Here is a 21,829-nt window from a genome sequence, read left to right as displayed (position 1 = left end):
AGTCAGTTGCAGGTTAAAACCAGACATTTTTCACGCTTTTGTGGAACTGTCAGCGGTAAATGGAGTCTGCGCTTATAATTGTAAAAACACTCGAGCAAGGAAAAACAAATGAAGAAACTGCTCTTAATTCTAGCAATACCGATTGTGGTCATTTTGGTCGCAATTTTAGCGTTAACCATCTTCGTCAATCCTAACCAGTTTAAGCCCCTTATTGTTGAGCAAGCGCAAAAGCAAACCGGTTTAGAACTAGTGATTGAAGGAGATATCAGTTGGCAATTTTTCCCATCGATCGGCTTTGAGTTGGGACATACAGAATTGCGAAACCCACAAGGCTTTAGTAAACCCAATTTATTCAAAGTTGATACCGTTGGTGTAGATATCTCTGTCATGCCACTTTTTAGTCAACAGCTTGAAATTGGAAACGTCACGCTTGATGGGGCTGAGTTCTATATCGAAACCAAGAAAGATGGCAGCAAGAATATTGATGCATTGACGAAAGCCCAAACACAACAAGCAGAGCAAGCGAGCGATACTGCGCCTACGCAAAATGGTGAAACGCAGCCTTCTGGCTCTGATTGGAGCATTAATCTTGCTGGTGTTACGGTTTCTAATGGCTCATTAGAAATGCAGGATAAGCAAGCCGGTAGTTACACCAAACTTTATGATATCTCATTAAACCTTTCCGAATTCGCTTTTGACAACTGGACAACGGCTGATTTTGGCGTGAAGGGCGAAATGAATGACCAAAAGTTCACAGCGAAAGGTCAGGCCGACTTTAAGCTAGAAAAAGGTTTGGCAAACTACGCGCTAAAGAACATCAACTTTGATGCGACATACTCTGACCCTGCCAATAAGATTGAATCGGCAACGATCGGTTTAGATACGTTTGAATTCGATAAAGTAAATAACCTGACTTATGCCATGAAAGGCGACGCTGGTGGTATGAAGTTAGATATGCAGGGTGCTGGTCAACTTAGCGTGGACAAGGCTATCAGCAAAGTGCAGTTGGATAAGTTAACTCTTAAATCGACTTTTGAGGGCGATGCATTACCTCAGTCACCGATGAAAGTCGACATGGTGTCTGATCTGTCTTTCGACCTGACGAAAAACCACCTGAGTTTTGTCCTAGAGAAGTTAACAGCGAATGCTATCGCCTTAGATGGTAAGGCTGATGTGACACTCAGTGATATTCCTAAAGTACGATTTGCTCTCCACAGCCCAAATATCGATCTTGATGAGTTCTTAGGGTTAGATAAGCAAGCTGCCGAAGGTAATAAGCCTGCTTCTGGTGGCGAGAGTGCTCCAGCTAGGTCTGAGGTTGAGCCTGATTTGTCTGCGTTGAAAACGTTAGATGTAAAGGGTGACATTACCATCGACAAATTCAAAGCGGCAAATGCGAAGATGGAAGCGGTAAAAACGAGCTTCACTGTAAATCGTGGCGTATTTGAGCTTACTTCATTTAGCTCGAAGCTGTACCAAGGCACAATCTCAGCGACAGCGAAGTTAGATGCACGCCAATCACCAGCGACTTACAGTGTGAAAAAGTCAATCAAAGGCGTGAAAGTTCAACCGCTACTTATTGATGTCGCTGATAACGACAAGCTTGAAGGGACGGGTAACATTGATGTGAATGTTACCGGTAAGAGTCTCACGCCTACCGGTATCAAGAAGAATCTTTCTGGTACGGTTGTTATCAATTTTGCTGACGGTGCGGTAAATGGCATCAACGTTGCTCAATTGATTCGTGAAAACTACGCGAAATTTAAAGGGCAAAAAGTCGAAGGCACCAATGAAGTTAAGAAAACAGATTTTAGTGCGATGACGGCGACATTGAAGCTCAATAAAGGTGTCGTATCAACGGATAATATGCAAGCTCAGTCTCCATTACTCCGTGTTCGTGGTAAAGGCACCGCAAACTACATCAATGAAACTGTTAACTTTACTATCAGCACGTCAGTTGTAGGCAGCCTAGAAGGCCAGGGCGGTAAAGATATAGATGAGCTGAAAGATATCACGATTCCAATCAATGTGTCTGGTAAGTGGGCGGATCCTAAATTCAAGCTCGTATTCGATGATGTTCTGAAGCAGAAAGCTCAGAAAGAAATCGATCGTGGCGTAGAGAAGCTAACGGACAAGATCAAAGACGAAAAAACCAAAGAAGCAGTCGATGGTTTGATAAAGAATCTATTCAATTAGATTCGAGCCAAAGCAAAAAGGGTTGGCATTAGCCAACCCTTTTTTAATTCTGCTGGTGAGCTTTACCAGTCGACACCTTTCAGCGCTTTGACGCCTGACTCAAATGCATGCTTTACATTCTTCACTTCAGAAACGGTATCAGCCATTTCAATCAGAGTGCGATGAGCGCCACGACCAGTAATGACAACCGACTGCATTTTAGGGCGGTTGTTCAGCGCTTCAACGACCTCGTCTAAATCAATGTAGCCGTAGCTCACCATGTACGTCAGCTCGTCAAAAAGAACTACATCGATAGATTCATCTTTGAGCATGCGCTTACATTCTTGCCATACGCCTTGCGCTGCTTCGGTATCAGCGGCTTTGTTTTGAGTTTCCCATGTAAAGCCGGTTGCCATTACTTGGAATTCAACGCCGAGTTTCTCAAGTAGGTTGCGCTCACCGTTGTCCCAAGTACCTTTAATAAACTGCGCGACAGCACAATTCAAACCATGACCCACTGCGCGTGCGATCGTACCGAATCCTGATGTCGATTTACCTTTACCATTTCCGGTAATGATCAGTAGCAGACCTTTTTCCTCTTGAGCAGCAGCAATTTTTGCGTCTACCTGTTCTTTGACTTTTTGTTGGCGAGCCTTATGGCGTGCTTCTTTATTTTCTTCGATAGACATAATACTTCCTCAATTCCTTTTCGTGTTGTGCCCAAGCTAATTTGGGTTCATAGATTTATCTCGCTATGATAGACCAACATATCGTGAAGAAAAACCACCGATAATTCAGGGAATAAAATGAAGAAAATACTTGTTGTTTGTATGGGAAACATTTGTCGGTCACCAACTGGAGAGGCAGTGTTAAGAGCCAAAGCTCAAAAACTAGGCGTTGAAGTAGAGGTTGATTCGGCAGGTACAATTGGCTATCACGCAGGAAACCGGCCGGATTCAAGAGCGATGGCAGCAGGAAAGCTGCGAGGTTATTCTTTTAAAGGAATGCAAGCGCGCCAAGTCACCATTGATGACTTTGACAAGTTTGACCTTATATTAGCCGCGGATAAAGCAAATTTGGCCGATTTATTGGATATTTGTCCATTGAAGTATCGACACAAAGTATCGTTATTTTTAAGTCATTCTGGGTCAGGTTACGACGAAGTCCCTGATCCATATTATGGTGGAGAAGATGGCTTTGAACTGGTGCTTGATTTAATCGAAGAGGCATCAGACGCGATTTTGAAGAAGCTATAATCGCCGGGCTTGAAGACAATAGAAAAAGGGATGAGCTGAGCTCACCCCTTTTTATTCGTGTTAACCCGCTAGTATGTCGGTTGCGACTTTGTAGCTTGGGTCTTCCTTCACGTTAATTTCAACCAAGCTGCCAGCTTTGTCCAAAAGTTTACGACAATCTGGGCTTAGGTGACGAAGGTGCAGCGTTTTACCTTGAGCATTGTAACGCTCTGCTAGTGTTTCAATCGCTTCAATTGCAGAGTGATCAGTCACGCGAGAGTCTGCAAAATCGACAATCACATCTTTTGGATCTTCAGGCGCGTTAAACAACTCCAAGAAGTTAGCGGCAGAACCAAAGAAAATAGGACCGTGAATCTTGTACTCTTTTGAACCTTCCTCGTTTAAGCATGTGTCGGCATAGATGTGCTTAGCGTGCTGCCATGCAAACATTAATGCAGAAACGATAACACCAACCGCTACGGCAACGGCAAGGTCAGTAAGAACAGTAACAACGGTCACAAGAACAATAACGAAGAAGTCTTGCTTCGGTACGCGACGCGCTAGTTTAAATGTTGCCCATTCGAATGTACCAATGACAACCATGAACATCACACCAACCAGAGCAGCGAGTGGGATCATTTCAATTAGCGAAGAAGCGAATAAGATAAACATCAATAGAGCGATAGCAGCAACGATACCAGATAGACGACCGCGACCACCTGAGTTTACGTTGATCATCGACTGACCAATCATTGCACAACCACCCATAGCACCAAACACAGAACAAGTCATGTTTGCCATACCTTGACCGATACATTCGCGGTTAGATTGACCACGAGTGTTCGTCATCTCATCTAAAACTGTCAGCGTTAGCAGAGATTCAATTAGACCAATGGCCGCTAGAATGATCGCGTATGGAAGAATGATTTGTAGAGTTTCTAGCGTAAATGGCACCGCCGGAATAGAGAAGGTCGGCAGTGAACCTGCGAGTGTTGCCGCTTCATCACCAGACATTGTACGCAAGAAGTCAACAACAGTGCGAGTTTCCAGATCCAAACCAACCACTAAAGCAGTCACCGTTACGATTGCAACAAGTGAAGAGGGTACAGCCGTTGTGATTTTTGGTAGAAAGTGAATGATTGCCATAGTTAGCGCAACCAAACCAAGCATTAGTAGCATTTGGTCTTGTGGTAGCCAAGTAAGCATGCCGTTGATATCTGGCGCTTTAAACTGACCCAACTGAGCTAGGAAGATAACAATAGCCAGACCGTTCACAAAACCAATCATCACAGGGTGAGGCACGATACGGATGAACTTACCCAATTTAAACATACCAGCGGCAATTTGAAGTATACCAGCGAGCATGATGGCTGCGAATAGGTACTGGACACCGTGAGTCGCGACAAGCGAAACCATTACGACTGCCATGGCACCTGTTGCACCAGAGATCATGCCGGGACGACCACCGAAAATGGAAGTAATAAGACCAACGATGAATGCAGCGTAAAGACCGACCATCGGATCTACGCCTGCGACGAACGCAAATGCGACAGCTTCAGGAACCAATGCTAGCGCAACGGTTAAGCCTGATAGCACATCATTTTTTACGGAGTGCTTAGAAAATTGGGGAAATTCGAACATGTTTGTTTTTAAGTTCTCTTTGCAATGAGTTAAACCCGACACATATTCGTATTTGCACAAGCCACTGAGTGGTTGATTTCTAATCAAACATTGCAGTGTAAACCGTAGTATTAAAAGAGCAGCATCAGAATGGTGTCGAAAACTTGAGTCGGCGCATGCTACCGAAAAGTGTGATTAAGTTCAAGAATGATACGAATAATGGCGTACAAATGTGATCACGAATTGGTATTTATATGAACAATTTATTGGGCAAATATGAAGATAAAAAAGGCTACCAGATGGTAGCCTTTAATTTATTTATGCCGTTAAGCAGTTGAACGTAATGATTTAGCCTAGTTAAAGTTAGGCTTTGTCATCTCTGCTGATGCGCGGTTTTTAGCCACTTGGCTACCCGCACCTTTAGCTTGGTAACGTTCGGTTTTGAACGGTGCTGCTGCAACCGTGATTTCGCGTAGCTCTTGAGGGCCAGGTGCTTTCGTCATCGGTGCGCTAGCGTTTAGCTTAGCCGCAACTTTAATGGCTTCGACTTTAGGCTCTGGTTTAGCTACTGGCGCTTCGGCTGCAATCTCTTTTGCTGCTTCAACCACAGGCTCTTCAGCAGGTGCCGTTTCTACAATGGCATCAACCGGTTCAGTCGCGGGAGTTTCAACGATAGGCTCTACCGAAGCTGTTTCTACTACTGCCGATTCAGTTTTTTCTGCGATTACTGCTTCCACAACAGGTGCTTCTACTACTGGAGCTTCCACTTTCGCTTCAACTGTTTCTTGAATCTTTGATTCAACAACTGGCGCTTCTGTTACAACAGGTTGCTCGCGGCGAATAATCACTTTACCCATAGCCATCTCTGGACAAGCAAAACCACCTTGCATTGTAGGTACTGCTGCTACTGTTTCTTCCTTAACTTGCTCTTCTTTCTTAGGTGCTGGTTTCGGAATGTAGCGTGGCATTACTTTACCCATAGCCATCTCAGGAGAAGCTACACCACCTTTACGCAGGCGGAACGGGTTAGGACGGCGATCGCGACCACGGCGACGGCGCTGGCCGCTTGCACGCAGGTGACGTGGCGAACGACGGTTACGACGTTGCTTAGACTCTGCTTGCTTGTTGTCTTGTTGTGCTTCTACCGCTGCTTCTGTTTGCTTCTCAACTTTGGTTTCAACCGTTTCTTGAGTCTTAACCGCCGTTTCTTCTGCTTTCTTCTCAACCGCTTCTTGGTCTTTAACGCGTACAGACTTGTTCAGTTTTCGACGTTGACGACGCTCCTTCACTTTTTCTGCTTTCGCGTTTTGTTGCTTTGGTTTGCTCTCTTCTGGTTTTGTTTCAGTTCGAGCTTCTGCCGCTAGCTGCAGGCCTTTTTCCGCTACTTTTGCATTTGCTTTTTGCTCTTGGGCTTTATCTGCTTGTTGAGTTTTAGGCTTACGCTTTTGGTTGCGGTTTTGCTGTTTATTGGTTTGTTGTTGAGCTTCGTTTTGCTCATTCGCTTGCTCATCACGAGGCTTACGACGACGTCGGTTATCACGGTTATCACGATTGTCGCGGTTCTCACGATTATCGCGTTGGTTGTTATTGCGACGACGATCATTGCGATCACGTTTGTTGCGTCGATTATCGCGATTTGGCTTTTTCTCTTCCTGAGGTTTCGGTTCTTCTTTTACTTCTTCAGAACCGCCGAATAGGAAACTACCAAGTGCTTTAAACAAACGGCTGAACAGTCCAGGTTTTTCTTCTTGTTCAACTTTCTGTTCTTTCTTCTTCGCCTCAGGGGCAGGTTTAGCTGCTGGTGCAGGTGCCGTTTGAGAAGGAGCCGCAAAGCCTTTAAGAACAGGTTCTTCGATTCGTTTAGGTTTTACGTCAACTTCCGCTGGCTCTTTACCTTCCGCTTCTTTCATTGCTTCCAGTTTTTTAGGAAGTAGGTAAGAAATCAGATCGAACTCTTCACCTTCACGAACACGGATAACTTCGAAGTGCGGCGTTTCCATGTCAGAGTTTGGAACAACCGTAATCTTCACTTCTTGAATGCGTTCGATATGGTTAACTGAACGACGTTTTTCGTTCAACAAGTAAGAAGCGATTGGCACAGGTACAACTGCGAGAACTTGCGCTGTATTGTCTTTCAGTGCTTCCTCTTCGATTAAACGAAGCACAGAAAGTGCTAGAGATTCGTTGTCGCGAACGACTCCAGTACCGCTACAACGAGGACAGATGTGGTGGCTTGCTTCTGCTAGAGAAGGGCTTAAACGTTGACGTGACATCTCCAACAAACCAAAGCGAGAAATACGACCGATTTGTACACGAGCGCGATCAAGACGAACGGCTTCACGTAGACGGTTTTCTACTTCTCGTTGGTGGCGAACAGGTGTCATATCGATAAAGTCGATAACCACTAAGCCACCCAAGTCACGTAGACGTAACTGGCGAGCAATTTCGTCGGCTGCTTCTAGGTTCGTGTTTAGAGCTGTTTCTTCAATATCGCCGCCCTTGGTTGCACGAGCAGAGTTGATATCGATAGACGTTAGTGCTTCGGTTGGGTCAATAACAATAGAACCACCAGATGGCAGACGCACTTCACGTTGGAAAGCTGATTCAATTTGGCTTTCGATTTGGTAGTGGCTGAATAGTGGAACTTCGCCTTCATATTTCTTAACGCGGTTAAGGAAATCAGGGCGCACCAATTGAATGTGCTCTTTTGCACGTTCGTAGATGGTGTTGCTGTCAATTAAGATTTCGCCAATATCACGACGTAAATAGTCACGGATTGCACGAACGATAACGTTACTTTCTTGGTGGATTAAGAATGGAGCAGGGTTAGAGTCCGCTGCACCTTTGATTGCACCCCAGTGGTTAAGTAGTACATTCAAATCCCACTCAAGTTCTTCAGCACTCTTGCCAACGCCAGCAGTACGTACGATTAGGCCCATGCCCTGAGGCAGTTCCAAAGTACTTAATGCGGCTTTTAGTTGAGTACGCTCGTCACCTTCGATTCGGCGAGAAATACCGCCAGCACGAGGGTTGTTAGGCATAAGAACAAGGTAACTACCAGCAAGAGAAATGAAAGTAGTAAGAGCTGCGCCCTTGCTTCCACGTTCTTCTTTTTCCACTTGAACGATAACTTCTTGGCCTTCCGTTAGCACTTCTTTGATGCTTGGACGACCTTGGTAGGTGTAACCTTCAGGGAAATATTCGCGGGCAATTTCTTTGAGAGGGAGGAAACCGTGACGCTCGGCGCCGTAATCAACAAATGCGGCTTCTAAGCTTGGTTCGATACGTGTGATACGTCCTTTGTAGATATTCGCTTTTTTAGATTCATGACCTGGACTCTCGATATCAAGATCGAAAAGTCGCTGGCCATCAACCAGAGCGACACGCAACTCTTCTTTTTGAGTTGCGTTAATTAACATTCTTTTCATTGAAAATTCTCGTTGTCTTTTCTTTTATATCTTTCTTGTCGACTTGCCACTGTTTTTTCGCTCTTTCACGGTGCCTGATCCCATGGCTTGTATTTTGCAGCCTCCCGGCTGGAAGGGGATGCTCTCGGGCACTTCAGTCATCACAAGCCTCTTGTGGTTTCTGTTGGAAACGTAGACTTGTGACCCGCTATTTGGGCGGTAGGTACTCAACGTGAATATGCGAGGAGTAGGGTGGCAAGAGTGTTGAATTCGATGTGTCTCACGCCAATGCTGCACTCGACCTTCAACGATCTACTCACATTGCTTGAGGATAAATGATTGGTAATGAATAAAATGTAACCAAACCTTCCTTAGCAGCTGTGAACTATAGCAGTGCGCGTGGCTATCAGCAATCTGCTTTCACGCAAACGATAGAAAATTTGCCGCTAAACTCAAAATTTCTAATTTATAACTGGCTGTTTCATAAGCAATTGAGATGTGTAAACTGATCAAGACAGAAAACAAATTGAGAACTCGATTGAGAGTTTTAATAATTTAAACAAAAGCTTGGCGAAATTTAGACCAGTTTGTACTATCAAGTGTTTCTTTTACGACAAGAATAATGTGAAGTCGCGCGAAATTGAGTTTACAATACCGCCCATGAGCGAAATAAGAACAAAAGTCCAGTTCGTCGACATTGACGAAGATATGGCGGGTCAGCGCATTGATAATTTTTTGCGCAACCAATTAAAAGACATCCCTAAAAGCATGATTTACCGAATCGTGCGTAAGGGCGAAGTACGTGTAAATAAAAAGCGTATAAAAGCAGAGTACAAGTTAAAAGCAGGCGATCTCGTTCGTATTCCACCGGTGACAGTCGAGAAAAAAGATGACGATGTCGCGCCAAGTACGAAACTAAACAAAGTCGCAGAGTTGGAAGATATGATCATCTTCGAAGATGATCATATGTTGATTCTAAACAAACCATCTGGTACCGCTGTGCATGGTGGCAGTGGCTTAAAGTTTGGCGCGATTGAAGCGCTTAGAGCTCTGCGTCCTCAAGCTCGCTTTCTTGAACTTGTGCATCGTATTGACCGTGATACTTCAGGTATCTTGCTGGTTGCTAAGAAGCGTTCTGCACTTCGTCACTTGCAAGCCCAGTTTCGTGAAAAGACAGTGAAGAAGTTTTACTTAGCTCTTGTCATGGGACAATGGAAAAGCAGTTGTAAGGTTGTGAACGCGCCACTGCTTAAAAACGAAGTGAACAGTATTGTTCGTGTTAACCCTAACGGTAAGCCGTCTGAAACGCGTTTTAAGATTTTGGAAAAGTTTGAACAAGCAACATTGATTCAAGCGAGTCCGATTACTGGTCGAACTCACCAAATCCGAGTTCATACACAATACACGGGCCACCCAATCGCTTGGGATGATCGCTACGGTGACCGTCGCTTTGATGCTTACACAGGTCAAGTTGGTTTAGACCGTTTGTTCCTACACGCGGCAAACATCAAGTTCCAACACCCATCAAATGATGAGTGGATGGAAATCAACGCACCGATGGAACCGAAGCTAGAAAAAGTGTTGGCGGGTTTAAGAAACGCGTAACCATGTTTTCCTCGTGGACACGAAAAGGGAGCCTGTGGTTCCCTTTTATAGTATTTGGATCAAAGGACATCGAGTCCTTGAACATGCAACATATCAATCAAATCAATCAATGGTAGTCCGACAAGTGTGTTCGGGTCTTTCCCCACCAATTTGTTAAACAAACAAATTCCCATTCCTTCGCTTTTAAAGCTGCCTGCGCAGTAAAAAGGTTCTTCCCTGTCGACGTAGCGTTCGATTTGTTCAAGCGTCAAATCTCTAAAGTGTACTTCGAAAGAATCAAAGCCGACTTCTGTATGGTTTGTGACGGTGTTATGTACCGCAAGACCGGTATAGAAAGTGATGACTTTTCCACTTTGAGACAAAAGTTGATTTATTGCGTTGTCTCTATTTAAAGGCTTGCCAACGATTTCACCATTAATGACACAAACCTGGTCACTGCCGATAACTAAACTTGCTTTATCCGTCTGGCAAGATGTTGCTTTCTCTTGGGCCAATCTTTGCACCAGTTCAAGAGGCGTTTCCTGGTCAAACGGTGTTTCATCGCAATCAGGTGATAAACAAATGAACGGTAGTGAAAGCTTTTCAAGCAGTTGTTTACGAAAAGGGGAGGTTGAAGCTAAAACCAGTTGGTAATTTTTCATTTTGAATTACAATTCGTGGGAGCATTTCCGATAGGATAATCGATCAAAAATGATTCTGGCTAATGCTCTGTATGTTAAGCGTAAAAAAGTACAACTTTTTTGCCTTTTTCTTTGACTAATTTTGATTTGGAAGATAATATTCGCGCCCTATGCAAAAGGTAAAAATACCGCGAACGGTTGACCCAGCGAAAGCTGCACAGAAACGATTAGATTACGATGGAGTCATCCAAGCTAGTCTTTTCAAGCGCTTAGCGGAAACAACTGAAGGCGTAAAACGCGACGCAGAAGTCTCATTGTCATTTGGGATGGATGAACAGCGACTCGTTGTTATCTCTGGTAAAGCTAACATCGAAGTCGATTTAGAGTGTCAGCGTTGTAATGAGGTATTCGCACATGAGTGCGAAGTTGAATTCCTTTCTACTCCTTACTACGGTGAGAAAACGGAACAGGAAGCACCAGAAATTTATGATTTGGTAGATCTAAATGAATATGGTGAATTAGACCTTATACAACTGGTTGAAGACGAGTTCATCTTAGCATTACCTCAAATTGCGATGCACGATGAAGCGGATTGTAGCGTTGATTCAAATAACATGGTTTTTGGTGAGATTCCTGAAGAAATTGAGGAAGAAAAACCGAATCCATTCGACGTTTTGAAAAGTCTGAAAAAGTAATAGGTGTGGTAACCGATTCTTCTTCAGGTTTTTAACCCAATAGTATAGGAGTAGGGTCAATGGCCGTACAGAAAAACCGTAAAACTCGTTCTAAGCGCGGTATGCGTCGTTCACACGATGCGCTAACTACAGCTGCTCTATCTGTAGACGCGACTTCTGGTGAAACTCACCTACGCCACAACGTAACTGCTGAAGGTTACTACCGTGGTCAAAAGGTTATCAACAAGTAAGGTTGAACCTTTGCAAAGTATTACCGTTGCACTTGATGCAATGGGCGGGGATTTCGGTCCACGCGTAACAGTGCCTGCCGCCGTGCAGGCACTGTCTCATTTCCCAGAGCTAAAAGTGATTCTTATAGGTGATCAATCTCTGATCACGTCTCAATTATCTCAACTCGGTACCTCGACCAGTTCCCGCTTGACTATTCTTCATAGTGAGAAAGTTATCTCGAACTCAGAAAAACCTTCATTGGCACTACGTAATAGCCAAAATAGTTCCATGCGTATGGCTATCGATTTGGTTTCTGAGCAGAAGGCGGATGCTTGTGTTAGTGGTGGCAACACCGGTGCATTAATGGCACTATCGCGTTTCATTCTTAAGTTACTTCCTGGTATTGAACGTCCTGCTTTAGTTTCAGCTTTACCGACGATTACTGGAAAGCGTACTTGGATGCTAGATCTAGGTGCGAATGTATCGTGCGATGCTGATAGTTTATTCCAATTTGCTGTAATGGGCAGTGCATTAGCAGAAGAACACTTAGGTTGTCCTCCTCGCGTTGCTGTACTCAATATTGGCGCAGAAGAGATTAAAGGTAACGATTTAGTCAAACGTTGCGCAGAAATGCTTTCTCAGACCGACGCGATTAACTTTGTTGGTTATATTGAAGGTAATCAAATTTTGCATGATGTTGCAGACGTCATTGTATGTGATGGGTTTGTCGGCAACGTATGCTTAAAAGCCAGTGAGGGAACAGCTCAACTTTTTATCGAAAAAATTAAAACCAGTATGATGGCGTCAACGATAAAGGGTTGGATTGCTAGAAAGTTGTTTTCTCGGCTATTTAATGAACTAAAAACACTGAACCCCGACCAGTATAACGGCGCAAGTTTGCTAGGATTGCGCGGCATTGTCATAAAAAGCCATGGAAGTGCGGATGTATCTGCGATTGTCAATGCACTTGGCGAGGCAGTACACGAGGTCAAACGACAAGTACCAAGCCGTATTAGCGATCGTTTGGAAGCGGTTTTACTCGAGAGGCATTATTAGTCTTCATGTATAGCAAAATTTTAGGTACTGGCAGCTACCTGCCATCTCAGGTGCGTACAAACGCAGATCTAGAGAAAATGGTAGATACAAGTGATGAGTGGATCGTTGCTCGCACGGGTATTAAAGAGCGTCGAATTGCTGCAGAAAATGAGACTGTAGCGGACATGGCATTCTACGCAGCTGAAAACGCTATCGATATGGCGGGTATTGATAAAAACGATATCGACCTGATTATCGTAGCCACAACGAGCAGTAGCCATACTTTCCCTTCATCTGCGTGTCAGGTGCAGGCAAAGCTTGGCATTAAAGGTTGTCCAGCTTTTGACTTAGCCGCTGCTTGTTCTGGTTTTGTGTACGCATTATCCGTTGCAGACCAACATATTAAATCGGGTATGTGTAAAAACGTACTTGTTATTGGTTCAGATGCTTTGTCTAAAACGTGTGATCCGACAGACCGTTCAACCATTATCCTATTTGGTGATGGTGCTGGAGCCGTTGTCGTAGGCGCTAGCCAAGAGCCTGGTATTATTTCTACCCACATATACTCAGATGGTCAATTCGGTGAGCTACTAAGCCTACCTGTACCTGAGCGTGGTCAAGATGCCGACAAATGGCTTCATATGGCAGGTAACGAAGTATTCAAAGTCGCTGTCACTCAGTTATCGAAACTAGTAAAAGATACGCTTGAAGCCAACAACATGCATAAGTCTGAACTAGACTGGCTAGTACCGCATCAAGCGAACTATCGAATTATTTCGGCAACAGCGAAAAAGCTTTCAATGTCTTTGGACCAAGTCGTGGTGACACTAGACCGACACGGGAATACTTCTGCGGCGACAGTACCATCTGCGCTGGATGAAGCTGTGCGCGATGGTCGCATTAAACGCGGGCAGACTTTATTGCTAGAGGCGTTTGGTGGCGGTTTCACTTGGGGCTCTGCTCTGGTGAAGTTCTAAGTTTCACGAGAATTCAAAATTTAAGGTGCACTTGGTGCATCTTATTTCTTTTTACTTTGCTTAAAGGAAAACAACATGAGCAAGTTTGCTATCGTATTTCCAGGTCAAGGTTCTCAAGCTGTAGGTATGCTTGCAGAACTTGGCGAACAATATGACGTAGTAAAACAAACATTTGCAGAAGCATCTGACGCACTAGGTTACGATCTATGGGCGCTTGTTCAAAATGGACCTGCAGAAGATTTAAACGAGACTTTCCGCACTCAACCAGCTTTGCTAGCTTCATCTGTTGCAATCTGGCGTGTATGGCAGGAGCTCGGTTTAGAGCAACCAGCAAACCTAGCCGGTCACAGCCTAGGTGAGTACTCAGCACTTGTATGTGCGGGTGTCATTGACTTTAAAGAAGCAATCAAGCTGGTTGAATTACGCGGTAAGCTAATGCAAGAGGCGGTACCAGCAGGTACTGGCGCTATGTACGCGATTATCGGTTTGGCTGATGATGCGATTGCAAAAGCGTGTGAAGACGCAGCGCAAGGTGAAGTGGTCTCTCCAGTAAACTTTAACTCGCCTGGTCAGGTAGTTATCGCGGGTAGTAAAGACGCAGTAGAGCGTGCGGGAGCACTATGTAAAGAAGCTGGTGCGAAACGTGCGCTTCCTCTTCCTGTTTCAGTGCCATCACACTGTGCGCTTATGAAGCCAGCAGCGGAAAAACTTGCAGTAGCTCTTGAGTCTATCGAATTTAACTCACCACAGCTTCCAGTTATCAACAACGTTGATGTGGTCGCTGAGACAGATCCTGCAAAAATCAAAGATGCGCTTGTTCGTCAGCTACATAGCCCAGTTCGCTGGACTGAAACAGTCGAGCTTATGCACGAGCAAGGGGTAGAACAGCTTCTTGAGCTTGGTCCTGGTAAGGTTTTAACAGGTCTAACAAAACGTATCGTGAAAACGCTAACTGCAGCAGCAGTGAATGATGTTGCGTCGCTAGACGCGGCGAAGTAATCCATCAAGCGATAAAACTTGCGATAAGAAAAGGAAACACAACATGATGAATCTAGAAGGTAAGATCGCGCTAGTTACCGGCGCAAGCCGTGGTATTGGCCGCGCGATCGCGGAACTTCTTGTAGAGCGCGGTGCGACGGTTATCGGTACGGCTACTTCTGAAAGTGGCGCTGCAGCTATCAGCGAGTATCTTGGTGATAACGGTAAAGGCCTAGCTCTTAACGTGACTGATGTCGAGTCTATCGAAGCGACACTAAAAACGATCAACGAAGAATTTGGTGTGATCGATATTCTGGTGAATAACGCTGGTATTACTCGTGATAACCTATTGATGCGTATGAAAGATGATGAGTGGAACGACATCATCGATACCAACCTAACGCCTATCTACCGCATGTCTAAAGCGGTTTTACGCGGCATGATGAAAAAACGTGCGGGTCGTATCATCAACGTAGGCTCTGTTGTTGGTACCATGGGTAACGCAGGTCAAACTAACTACGCAGCAGCGAAAGCGGGCGTGATTGGTTTTACTAAATCAATGGCTCGTGAAGTTGCGTCTCGTGGTGTAACAGTGAACACTGTTGCCCCTGGTTTCATCGAAACTGACATGACGAAGGCACTAAATGATGAGCAACGTGCGGCAACGTTGTCGAACGTGCCAGCTGGTCGTTTAGGTGACCCACGTGAAATTGCATCAGCAGTAGTTTTCCTTGCTTCTCCTGAAGCAGCGTACATTACTGGTGAAACTTTGCATGTAAATGGTGGCATGTACATGGTTTAATGAGACAGTTTGTGCAAAATAAGCTATTTTACATTGTGAAAAATAGCCTATAGTTGCAGTTAACTGTCATGAACTTGTCATGCTTATGCGCAAGATTTGTGCATGATTTAAGTCAAAAATGTATTGAAATTCGGTTAAATTCGCTAATTTTGTGGTTTGACCAGCAAGGACCCCCTTGCAACTTTCAATAGTTCGAATAAACTACGGAATCATCGCATTAGGCGAAATCTGTAAAGGAAAAGAAAAATGAGCAACATCGAAGAACGCGTAAAGAAAATCATTGTTGAACAGCTAGGTGTAGACGAAGCAGAAGTTAAAAACGAAGCTTCTTTCGTTGACGATCTAGGTGCTGATTCTCTAGACACTGTAGAACTAGTTATGGCTCTAGAAGAGGAATTCGACACTGAGATTCCTGACGAAGAAGCTGAGAAGATCACTACTGTTCAAGCTGCAATCGACTACGTAAACAGCGCTCAGTAATTAGCTCTCCCAGGCGGTCTCCTAGACCGCCTGTGTTCTTTCTAACTTCTTCTATCCTCTCATAGAAATATTCAATTCCCGGAGAATTATATCGTGTCCAAGCGTCGTGTAGTTGTCACTGGCATGGGTATGTTGTCACCGGTAGGCAACACAGTAGAATCATCTTGGAAAGCCCTGCTAGAAGGTCAAAGTGGTATCGTGAATATCGAGCACTTTGATGCTACGAACTTCTCAACTCGTTTTGCAGGTCTTGTTAAAGATTTCGATTGCACAGAGTACATGTCTAAAAAAGATGCTCGTAAGATGGATCTTTTCATCCAGTACGGCATTGCAGCGGGTATTCAAGCTCTTGATAACTCTGGCTTACAAATTACCGAAGAAAATGCGGCTCGAGTTGGTGTTGCTATCGGCTCAGGCATTGGCGGTCTAGATCTGATCGAAACAGGTCACACTGCATTAGTAGAAAAAGGCCCTCGCAAAGTTAGCCCATTTTTTGTTCCTTCGACCATCGTAAATATGGTTGCAGGTAACCTATCTATCATGCGTGGTCTTCGTGGTCCAAATATCGCGATTTCTACAGCATGTACTACTGGCCTACATAACATCGGTCATGCTGCGCGAATGATTGCGTACGGCGATGCAGATGCGATGGTTGCTGGTGGCGCAGAAAAAGCGTCTACGCCTCTTGGCATGGCTGGCTTCGGTGCAGCTAAAGCGCTATCTACTCGTAACGACGAACCTCAAAAAGCGTCTCGTCCATGGGATAAAGGCCGTGATGGCTTCGTTCTAGGCGATGGTGCTGGCATGATGGTGCTTGAAGAGTACGAACACGCGAAAGCACGTGGCGCGAAGATTTACGCAGAACTGGTTGGTTTTGGTATGTCTGGCGATGCTTACCACATGACTTCTCCAAGCGAAGATGGCTCTGGTGGTGCACTTGCGATGGAAGCGGCAATGCGTGACGCGAACATCACAGGTACCCAAGTAGGTTATGTGAATGCTCACGGTACATCTACTCCTGCTGGCGACGTTGCAGAAATCAAGGGCGTGAAACGTGCTCTTGGTGAAGAAGGTGCGAAGCAAGTACTTGTATCATCAACTAAGTCTATGACTGGTCACCTATTAGGTGCAGCAGGGTCTGTTGAAGCAATTATCACGGTTATGTCTTTGGTTGACCAAATCGTTCCACCAACGATTAACCTTGATGATCCAGAAGAAGGTCTAGACATTGACCTTGTGCCGCACACTGCGCGCAAAGTTGAAGGTATGGAATACGCTATCTGTAACTCGTTTGGCTTTGGTGGTACAAACGGTTCTTTGATCTTCAAAAAGTTCGCTGAGTAACACTATCTAACCTTATTTAGATAAGCGAAACTTGTATTCTAACGGCTCGATGCTTAGCATTGAGCCGTTTTGTTTTATTTGTTGTCTGCTAATTTGAAGGTACGCGAATGTTTTGGGTAAATGGAGTTCCACAAACGCATGTAGAACTGGGTGATCGCTCATTCCAATACGGTGATGGAGGTTTTACCACCATCCTGACCCAAAACGGAGAGTTGGTTTACTGGCAAGAACACATTGAGCGTATGAGGTCCTGCCTTGACGTATTGAAGATCTCTTCCCCTGACTGGCAAGTTGTGCTTGATTGGGCAAGCAAAGCGGCTTTATCTGATGCACAAGCTGGGGTGAAAATTCACGTTAGCCGTGGTATTGGTGGGCGAGGGTATAGTCCTAATGGGATTGAAGGCCCTATCGTGACTATCTCCAATTTTGCGTTTCCTTCTCATTACTCTTCTTGGCAAGAAAAAGGCGTGGATTTGGGCGTTTGTGAGACTCGTCTCGGGATTCAACCTTTACTTGCTGGACACAAGCACAACAACCGTTTAGAGCAGATTCTCGCCAAGGCTGAAATCGACGATACCGAGTTTGCAGATGCAATAACGTTAAATGTGCAAAACCATGTCATTGAAACTACAATGGCCAACCTTTTTTGGGTTAAAGGTAATAAAGTATTTACACCGGAGCTGACCTTATCTGGCGTTGCGGGCGTAATGCGTCGTAAGGTGCTTGAGTTACTAAAAGTAAGTCATATTGAAGTCATCGAGGGGCGTTTTATACTTCCAGATTTGCTGAGCGCAGACGAGGCTTTCATGTGTAACTCAATATTAGGTGTCGCACCAATTCGCAGTATAGTGGCATCTAACTCTAAGACTATATTTCCGATAGGAAAATTGACTCAACGACTGCAAGGGAATTTAACTACGTGATTAAAAAACTGTTGGCTTTTGTTGTGCTGATCGCAGTGATAGGCGCAGCAGCTGTTTTTTATATAATTTCACAGGCTAAACAATACGTTGAAAGGCCTATTCTATTGGAACAACCTCAGCTGTTTACTGTAGAAAGTGGTACAAGCTTTCATCATGTCATGCGCGCCTTAGTTGAAGATGAGGTAATTGAAACGTCGGAGTACATCCGTTTAATACCTCACTTATATCCAGAACTGTTGCAAGTGCGAGCGGGTACTTATCAACTAGAGCCTGGTATGTCGCTTTCGCAAGCATTGGAGCACCTGAATGCCGGAAAAGAATACCAGTTTGCGATCACTTTTGTTGAAGGCAGCCGCTTTTCTGAGTGGGTAGAGCAATTGAAAAGTGCTCCTTATTTAGAGCATGACTTAACCGATCTCTCAGAAAAAGACATGGCAGCAAAGTTGGGTATTGAGCGAGAAAAGCTGGAAGGACTGTTTTTAGCAGAAACCTACCATTACACGGCGGGTGCAAGTGAAAGCCAGTTATTAAAACGAGCGCATCGAAAACTCAATAAAATACTGGATGCTAACTGGGAAGCTCGTCAAGAAAAGCTGCCATTGCAAGACAAATATGAAGCCTTGATTCTGGCGTCTATCATCGAGAAAGAGACGGCCATTGACTCTGAGCGTGAGCGCGTCGCTTCTGTGTTTATCAACCGATTGAACAAACGCATGCGTTTACAAACGGATCCGACGGTTATTTATGGTATGGGTGATGCTTACGACGGAAATATTCGTAAGAAAGATTTGCGCACGCCGACACCATATAACACCTATACCATCAATGGCTTACCTCCAACCCCAATCGCGATGGCAGGTGAAGCCTCTATTGAAGCGGCTTTGAATCCAGAAAGCAGCAACTATTTATATTTCGTAGCAAGTGGAAAGGGCGGACACGTATTTTCGAAATCCCTTGCAGAGCACAATCGTGCTGTTCGAGCCTATTTAAGAGAACTAAGAAAGAACAAATGATGAAAGCAAACTTTATTGTCGTTGAAGGCCTAGAAGGCGCGGGTAAAAGCACTGCGATTAAAACCGTTTTAGATACGCTAAAAGCGGCAGGTATTGAAAATATCGTAAATACTCGTGAGCCAGGAGGCACGCCGCTAGCAGAAAAAATGCGCGCTCTGGTGAAAGAAGAGCATGAAGGCGAAGAACTTAAAGACATGACGGAGTTGCTTCTTCTATATGCTGCACGTGTCCAGTTGGTTGAGAACGTGATTAAACCAGCTTTGGCGAACGGTCAGTGGGTGGTGGGTGACCGCCACGATATGTCGTCGCAGGCTTATCAAGGTGGTGGCCGTCAGATTGACGCGTCGCTAATGAAAAACCTTCGAGACACAACGCTTGGTGATTTTAAACCTGCTTTCACTCTCTATATGGATATCGACCCTCGCGTTGGGCTTGAGCGTGCGCGTGGGCGTGGTGAGCTCGATCGTATCGAGAAGATGGATATCAGCTTCTTTGAACGTACACGAGAGCGTTATTTGGAGATTGCTCATGCTGATCCTTCTATCATTATCATTAACGCTGAGCAGGCGATCGAAGACGTGTCGCGTGATATTCGGGACGCTCTTAACGAGTGGTTAGCTCGTCAATAATAAGTGAAACTTAAATTTAGGTGACTCATGTTAAATGATTATCCATGGTTGCAGCCAGTATGGGATAACCTCAAAGTAGGGCTAGAGTCGGACAGAATACCAGGTGCGCTTTTATTGCAAAGCGAGCAAGGCTTAGGCATCGAAAAACTTATCGAGTTTTTTAGCCAAGCACTTCTTTGCCAAAATTACGCCAGTGAAGCGTGCGGTTTTTGTCATAGCTGTCAATTAAATCAATCACACAACCACCCAGATTTACACTGGATCAAACCAGAAAAAGAAGGAAAAGCGATAACGGTGGACCAAGTTCGAGCTTGCAACCGTCTTGCTCAGGAATCATCACAGCTTAATGGTTATCGCCTATTTGTTATAGAGCCAGCGGACTCTATGAATGAATCGGCATCGAATGCATTGTTAAAAACGCTAGAAGAGCCTGGGGCAAAGTGCTTGTTTTTGCTCGTTACCCACAATCAGGAGCGCCTGCTTCCAACGATTCGTAGCCGTTGCCAACACTGGGTTGTTGCGCCGCCGTCAACGGAACAAGCGATGCAATGGATGCGCGAACAAGGGGCGCAGCAAGTTCCTGCTTACGCCTTAAAACTGAATATGGGCTCTCCTATAAAAACATTGGATGCGTTAAATAATGGCGATCTCGATGCTTACTTGGCTTTTGAGCGCACTTTTATTAAGGCGATGTCTTCTCCTGCCTCAGACATTTCTGAGTGTGCTTCTTTAATGGCTAAACACTCGGAGCAATCACTAGACTGGGCGTGGTATTTACTGACAGACGCTCAGAAAGCGCAGTTTGGTGTATCAGAAGCACAAATGCTTCCTGGCGCTATAAAGTTTCAGCCGAACAACTACAACGGTTTGTACTCATCAGCGAAGGCGCTGATGGACCTCAAAGCTCAGGTGCAAGCCTTTCCTGGTCTAAACCTTGAGCTACTATCAATGAACTGGTTAATTGAATCACGAGAGGCATTATGTTCGTAGATTCTCATTGTCATTTAGACAAATTGAATTACGACGATCTCCACATCAATGTGGAAGACGTTATTAACAAAGCTAAACATGCAAAGGTAACCGAGCTGCTTTCTGTGGGAGTTACGCTGGATTCTTTCCCTAAAATGATGGAAATGATTGAGCCTTATGAGAATGTTTATGCTTCGTGCGGTGTACACCCACTTGATGTTGAAAGCGACTTTTCGATGGACGTGCTACGTCACCACGCATCGAATGAAAAAGTCGTTGCCATTGGTGAAACAGGCTTGGATTATCATTATAAGCCAGAAACGGCAGCGTTACAGAAAGAGCGTTTTGAGCAACACGTTGATCTTGCGGTGGAGCTTAACAAACCTTTAATTATCCATACCAGAAACGCACGTGCGGATACTCTAGATATTTTGCGTAAGGGTGGGGCGGAGAAATGTGGTGGTGTTATCCACTGTTTTACAGAAGATCTTCCATTTGCTGAAGCTGCACTTGAGCTGGGGTTTTATATTTCTATCTCGGGGATTGTCACTTTCCGTCAAGCTACAGAGTTGAAAGAAGTGGTGAAGACTCTACCTCTAGAGAAGCTTCTCATTGAGACAGATTCTCCTTACTTGGCTCCAGTCCCTCACCGAGGTAAAGAGAATCAACCTGCTTATGTTGTCGAGGTGGCTTCTTATATTGCGCAACTCAAATCGTGCTCTCTTTCTGAAGTGGCACAAAAAACCACCGAAAATTTCCGAAATCTTTTTTTGCGATGAAAAATCAATAAGAGCATAAAAAAGGAGCGCATGCTCCTTTTTTGTTGATAAAAACAACAGATATACTCATGAGTTTAATGTTTACTAAAAATGTTGATTTAATAACATTCAAAAATCACAAATGTAATTTTGTTACTAAAAATAACATTGGAGCGTATTTTATTTACGCCTTAAAATTAATTATATAAATAATAAACTCTTTATAAAACAGTAATATAACTGCAATGCAAACCTTTTCATCAGCTGTTTTTGGGTGTGATCCAAGACTTGTTTTGAAACTAAATTTCGTAACTGTGTGGAAAGTTTGAGGGTCATCAATATATATTTAGAGCC

General features: G+C 44.5%; 20 protein-coding genes. 16 read left to right on the top strand and 4 right to left on the bottom strand.

Translation table 11 applies throughout. The annotated features are described in order from the left end of the window. Positions 1 to 108: 108 nt before the first annotated feature. Positions 109 to 2,196, top strand: a complete 2,088-nt coding sequence (locus tag L3V27_RS16295; protein ID WP_237312338.1) for an AsmA family protein — start codon at positions 109 to 111, stop codon at positions 2,194 to 2,196. A gap of 62 nt (positions 2,197 to 2,258) precedes the next feature. Here L3V27_RS16295 and cobO read toward each other — a convergent pair whose 3' ends face one another. After that, on the bottom strand, positions 2,259 to 2,864 hold the full coding sequence (cobO, locus tag L3V27_RS16290; RefSeq protein WP_005396966.1) for a cob(I)yrinic acid a,c-diamide adenosyltransferase: 606 nt from the start codon (positions 2,862 to 2,864) through the stop codon (positions 2,259 to 2,261). A gap of 117 nt (positions 2,865 to 2,981) precedes the next feature. On the opposite strand from cobO, the gene L3V27_RS16285 reads away from it, so the two are divergent. Then, positions 2,982 to 3,431 (top strand): low molecular weight protein-tyrosine-phosphatase, encoded by a 450-nt coding sequence (locus L3V27_RS16285; protein WP_048625762.1) that lies wholly within the window; start codon positions 2,982 to 2,984, stop codon positions 3,429 to 3,431. 60 nt (positions 3,432 to 3,491) lie between these two features. Here L3V27_RS16285 and L3V27_RS16280 read toward each other — a convergent pair whose 3' ends face one another. Together L3V27_RS16280 and rne are read right to left on the bottom strand one after the other, a co-directional pair. Next, positions 3,492 to 5,051 carry a SulP family inorganic anion transporter gene (locus L3V27_RS16280; RefSeq protein ID WP_005380840.1) on the bottom strand — a complete coding sequence of 520 codons (1,560 nt, stop codon included), beginning with the start codon at positions 5,049 to 5,051 and terminating at the stop codon, positions 3,492 to 3,494. Between the two features lie 332 nt (positions 5,052 to 5,383). Further along, positions 5,384 to 8,458: a ribonuclease E gene (gene rne / locus L3V27_RS16275; protein WP_237312337.1), complete on the bottom strand. Its 3,075-nt coding sequence runs from the start codon at positions 8,456 to 8,458 to the stop codon at positions 5,384 to 5,386. Positions 8,459 to 9,097: 639 nt separating this feature from the next. Here rne and rluC point away from each other — a divergent pair. Beyond that, positions 9,098 to 10,042 carry a 23S rRNA pseudouridine(955/2504/2580) synthase RluC gene (gene rluC / locus L3V27_RS16270; RefSeq protein ID WP_005396975.1) on the top strand — a complete coding sequence of 315 codons (945 nt, stop codon included), beginning with the start codon at positions 9,098 to 9,100 and terminating at the stop codon, positions 10,040 to 10,042. 59 nt (positions 10,043 to 10,101) lie between these two features. On the opposite strand, the gene L3V27_RS16265 is transcribed toward rluC, so the two are convergent. After that, the gene (locus L3V27_RS16265; RefSeq protein ID WP_005396976.1) at positions 10,102 to 10,683 is read right to left on the bottom strand and encodes a nucleoside triphosphate pyrophosphatase; all 582 of its coding nucleotides are present in this window, start codon (positions 10,681 to 10,683) and stop codon (positions 10,102 to 10,104) included. Positions 10,684 to 10,832: 149 nt separating this feature from the next. On the opposite strand from L3V27_RS16265, the gene yceD reads away from it, so the two are divergent. From yceD to L3V27_RS16200, 13 genes are all read left to right on the top strand, one after another. Then, positions 10,833 to 11,357, top strand: coding sequence for a 23S rRNA accumulation protein YceD (gene yceD, locus L3V27_RS16260; RefSeq protein ID WP_237312336.1), 525 nt, complete (start codon positions 10,833 to 10,835; stop codon positions 11,355 to 11,357). A 59-nt stretch (positions 11,358 to 11,416) separates the two neighbouring features. Further along, a complete protein-coding gene (gene rpmF / locus L3V27_RS16255) occupies positions 11,417 to 11,587 on the top strand; it encodes a 50S ribosomal protein L32 (protein WP_005396978.1) in 171 nt (56 codons plus the stop codon). 10 nt (positions 11,588 to 11,597) lie between these two features. After that, positions 11,598 to 12,623, top strand: coding sequence for a phosphate acyltransferase PlsX (plsX, locus tag L3V27_RS16250; protein ID WP_012841590.1), 1,026 nt, complete (start codon positions 11,598 to 11,600; stop codon positions 12,621 to 12,623). A 5-nt stretch (positions 12,624 to 12,628) separates the two neighbouring features. Further along, on the top strand, positions 12,629 to 13,579 hold the full coding sequence (locus tag L3V27_RS16245) for a beta-ketoacyl-ACP synthase III (RefSeq protein WP_005396980.1): 951 nt from the start codon (positions 12,629 to 12,631) through the stop codon (positions 13,577 to 13,579). A 75-nt stretch (positions 13,580 to 13,654) separates the two neighbouring features. After that, on the top strand, positions 13,655 to 14,578 hold the full coding sequence (fabD, locus tag L3V27_RS16240; RefSeq protein WP_012841591.1) for an ACP S-malonyltransferase: 924 nt from the start codon (positions 13,655 to 13,657) through the stop codon (positions 14,576 to 14,578). A gap of 46 nt (positions 14,579 to 14,624) precedes the next feature. Further along, complete coding sequence (gene fabG / locus L3V27_RS16235) at positions 14,625 to 15,359, top strand: 3-oxoacyl-ACP reductase FabG (RefSeq protein WP_031780596.1); 735 nt, start codon at positions 14,625 to 14,627, stop codon at positions 15,357 to 15,359. Between the two features lie 246 nt (positions 15,360 to 15,605). Beyond that, entirely contained in the window at positions 15,606 to 15,839 is a 234-nt protein-coding gene (acpP, locus tag L3V27_RS16230) for an acyl carrier protein (RefSeq protein ID WP_004406112.1), read from the top strand. A gap of 93 nt (positions 15,840 to 15,932) precedes the next feature. Beyond that, positions 15,933 to 17,183 (top strand): beta-ketoacyl-ACP synthase II, encoded by a 1,251-nt coding sequence (fabF, locus tag L3V27_RS16225; RefSeq protein WP_005396984.1) that lies wholly within the window; start codon positions 15,933 to 15,935, stop codon positions 17,181 to 17,183. Between the two features lie 107 nt (positions 17,184 to 17,290). Next, positions 17,291 to 18,106 (top strand): aminodeoxychorismate lyase, encoded by an 816-nt coding sequence (gene pabC, locus L3V27_RS16220; RefSeq protein WP_164666430.1) that lies wholly within the window; start codon positions 17,291 to 17,293, stop codon positions 18,104 to 18,106. Further along, positions 18,103 to 19,119 carry an endolytic transglycosylase MltG gene (mltG, locus tag L3V27_RS16215; protein WP_237312334.1) on the top strand — a complete coding sequence of 339 codons (1,017 nt, stop codon included), beginning with the start codon at positions 18,103 to 18,105 and terminating at the stop codon, positions 19,117 to 19,119. The genes pabC and mltG overlap by 4 nt, the downstream gene beginning before the upstream one ends. Further along, entirely contained in the window at positions 19,116 to 19,748 is a 633-nt protein-coding gene (gene tmk / locus L3V27_RS16210; protein WP_031780597.1) for a dTMP kinase, read from the top strand. The genes mltG and tmk overlap by 4 nt, the downstream gene beginning before the upstream one ends. A gap of 27 nt (positions 19,749 to 19,775) precedes the next feature. Then, complete coding sequence (locus tag L3V27_RS16205; protein WP_104969633.1) at positions 19,776 to 20,738, top strand: DNA polymerase III subunit delta'; 963 nt, start codon at positions 19,776 to 19,778, stop codon at positions 20,736 to 20,738. Continuing rightward, positions 20,729 to 21,496, top strand: a complete 768-nt coding sequence (locus L3V27_RS16200) for a YchF/TatD family DNA exonuclease (protein ID WP_065646087.1) — start codon at positions 20,729 to 20,731, stop codon at positions 21,494 to 21,496. The genes L3V27_RS16205 and L3V27_RS16200 overlap by 10 nt, the downstream gene beginning before the upstream one ends. Positions 21,497 to 21,829: the final 333 nt, after the last annotated feature.

The organism is Vibrio sp. J2-3(2022) (assembly GCF_021725735.1).
In the GTDB taxonomy this organism is placed as follows: Bacteria; Pseudomonadota; Gammaproteobacteria; order Enterobacterales; family Vibrionaceae; genus Vibrio; species Vibrio diabolicus.
Note: the sequence above shows the minus strand (reverse complement) of the source record. Positions and strands in the feature narration are given on the sequence as shown.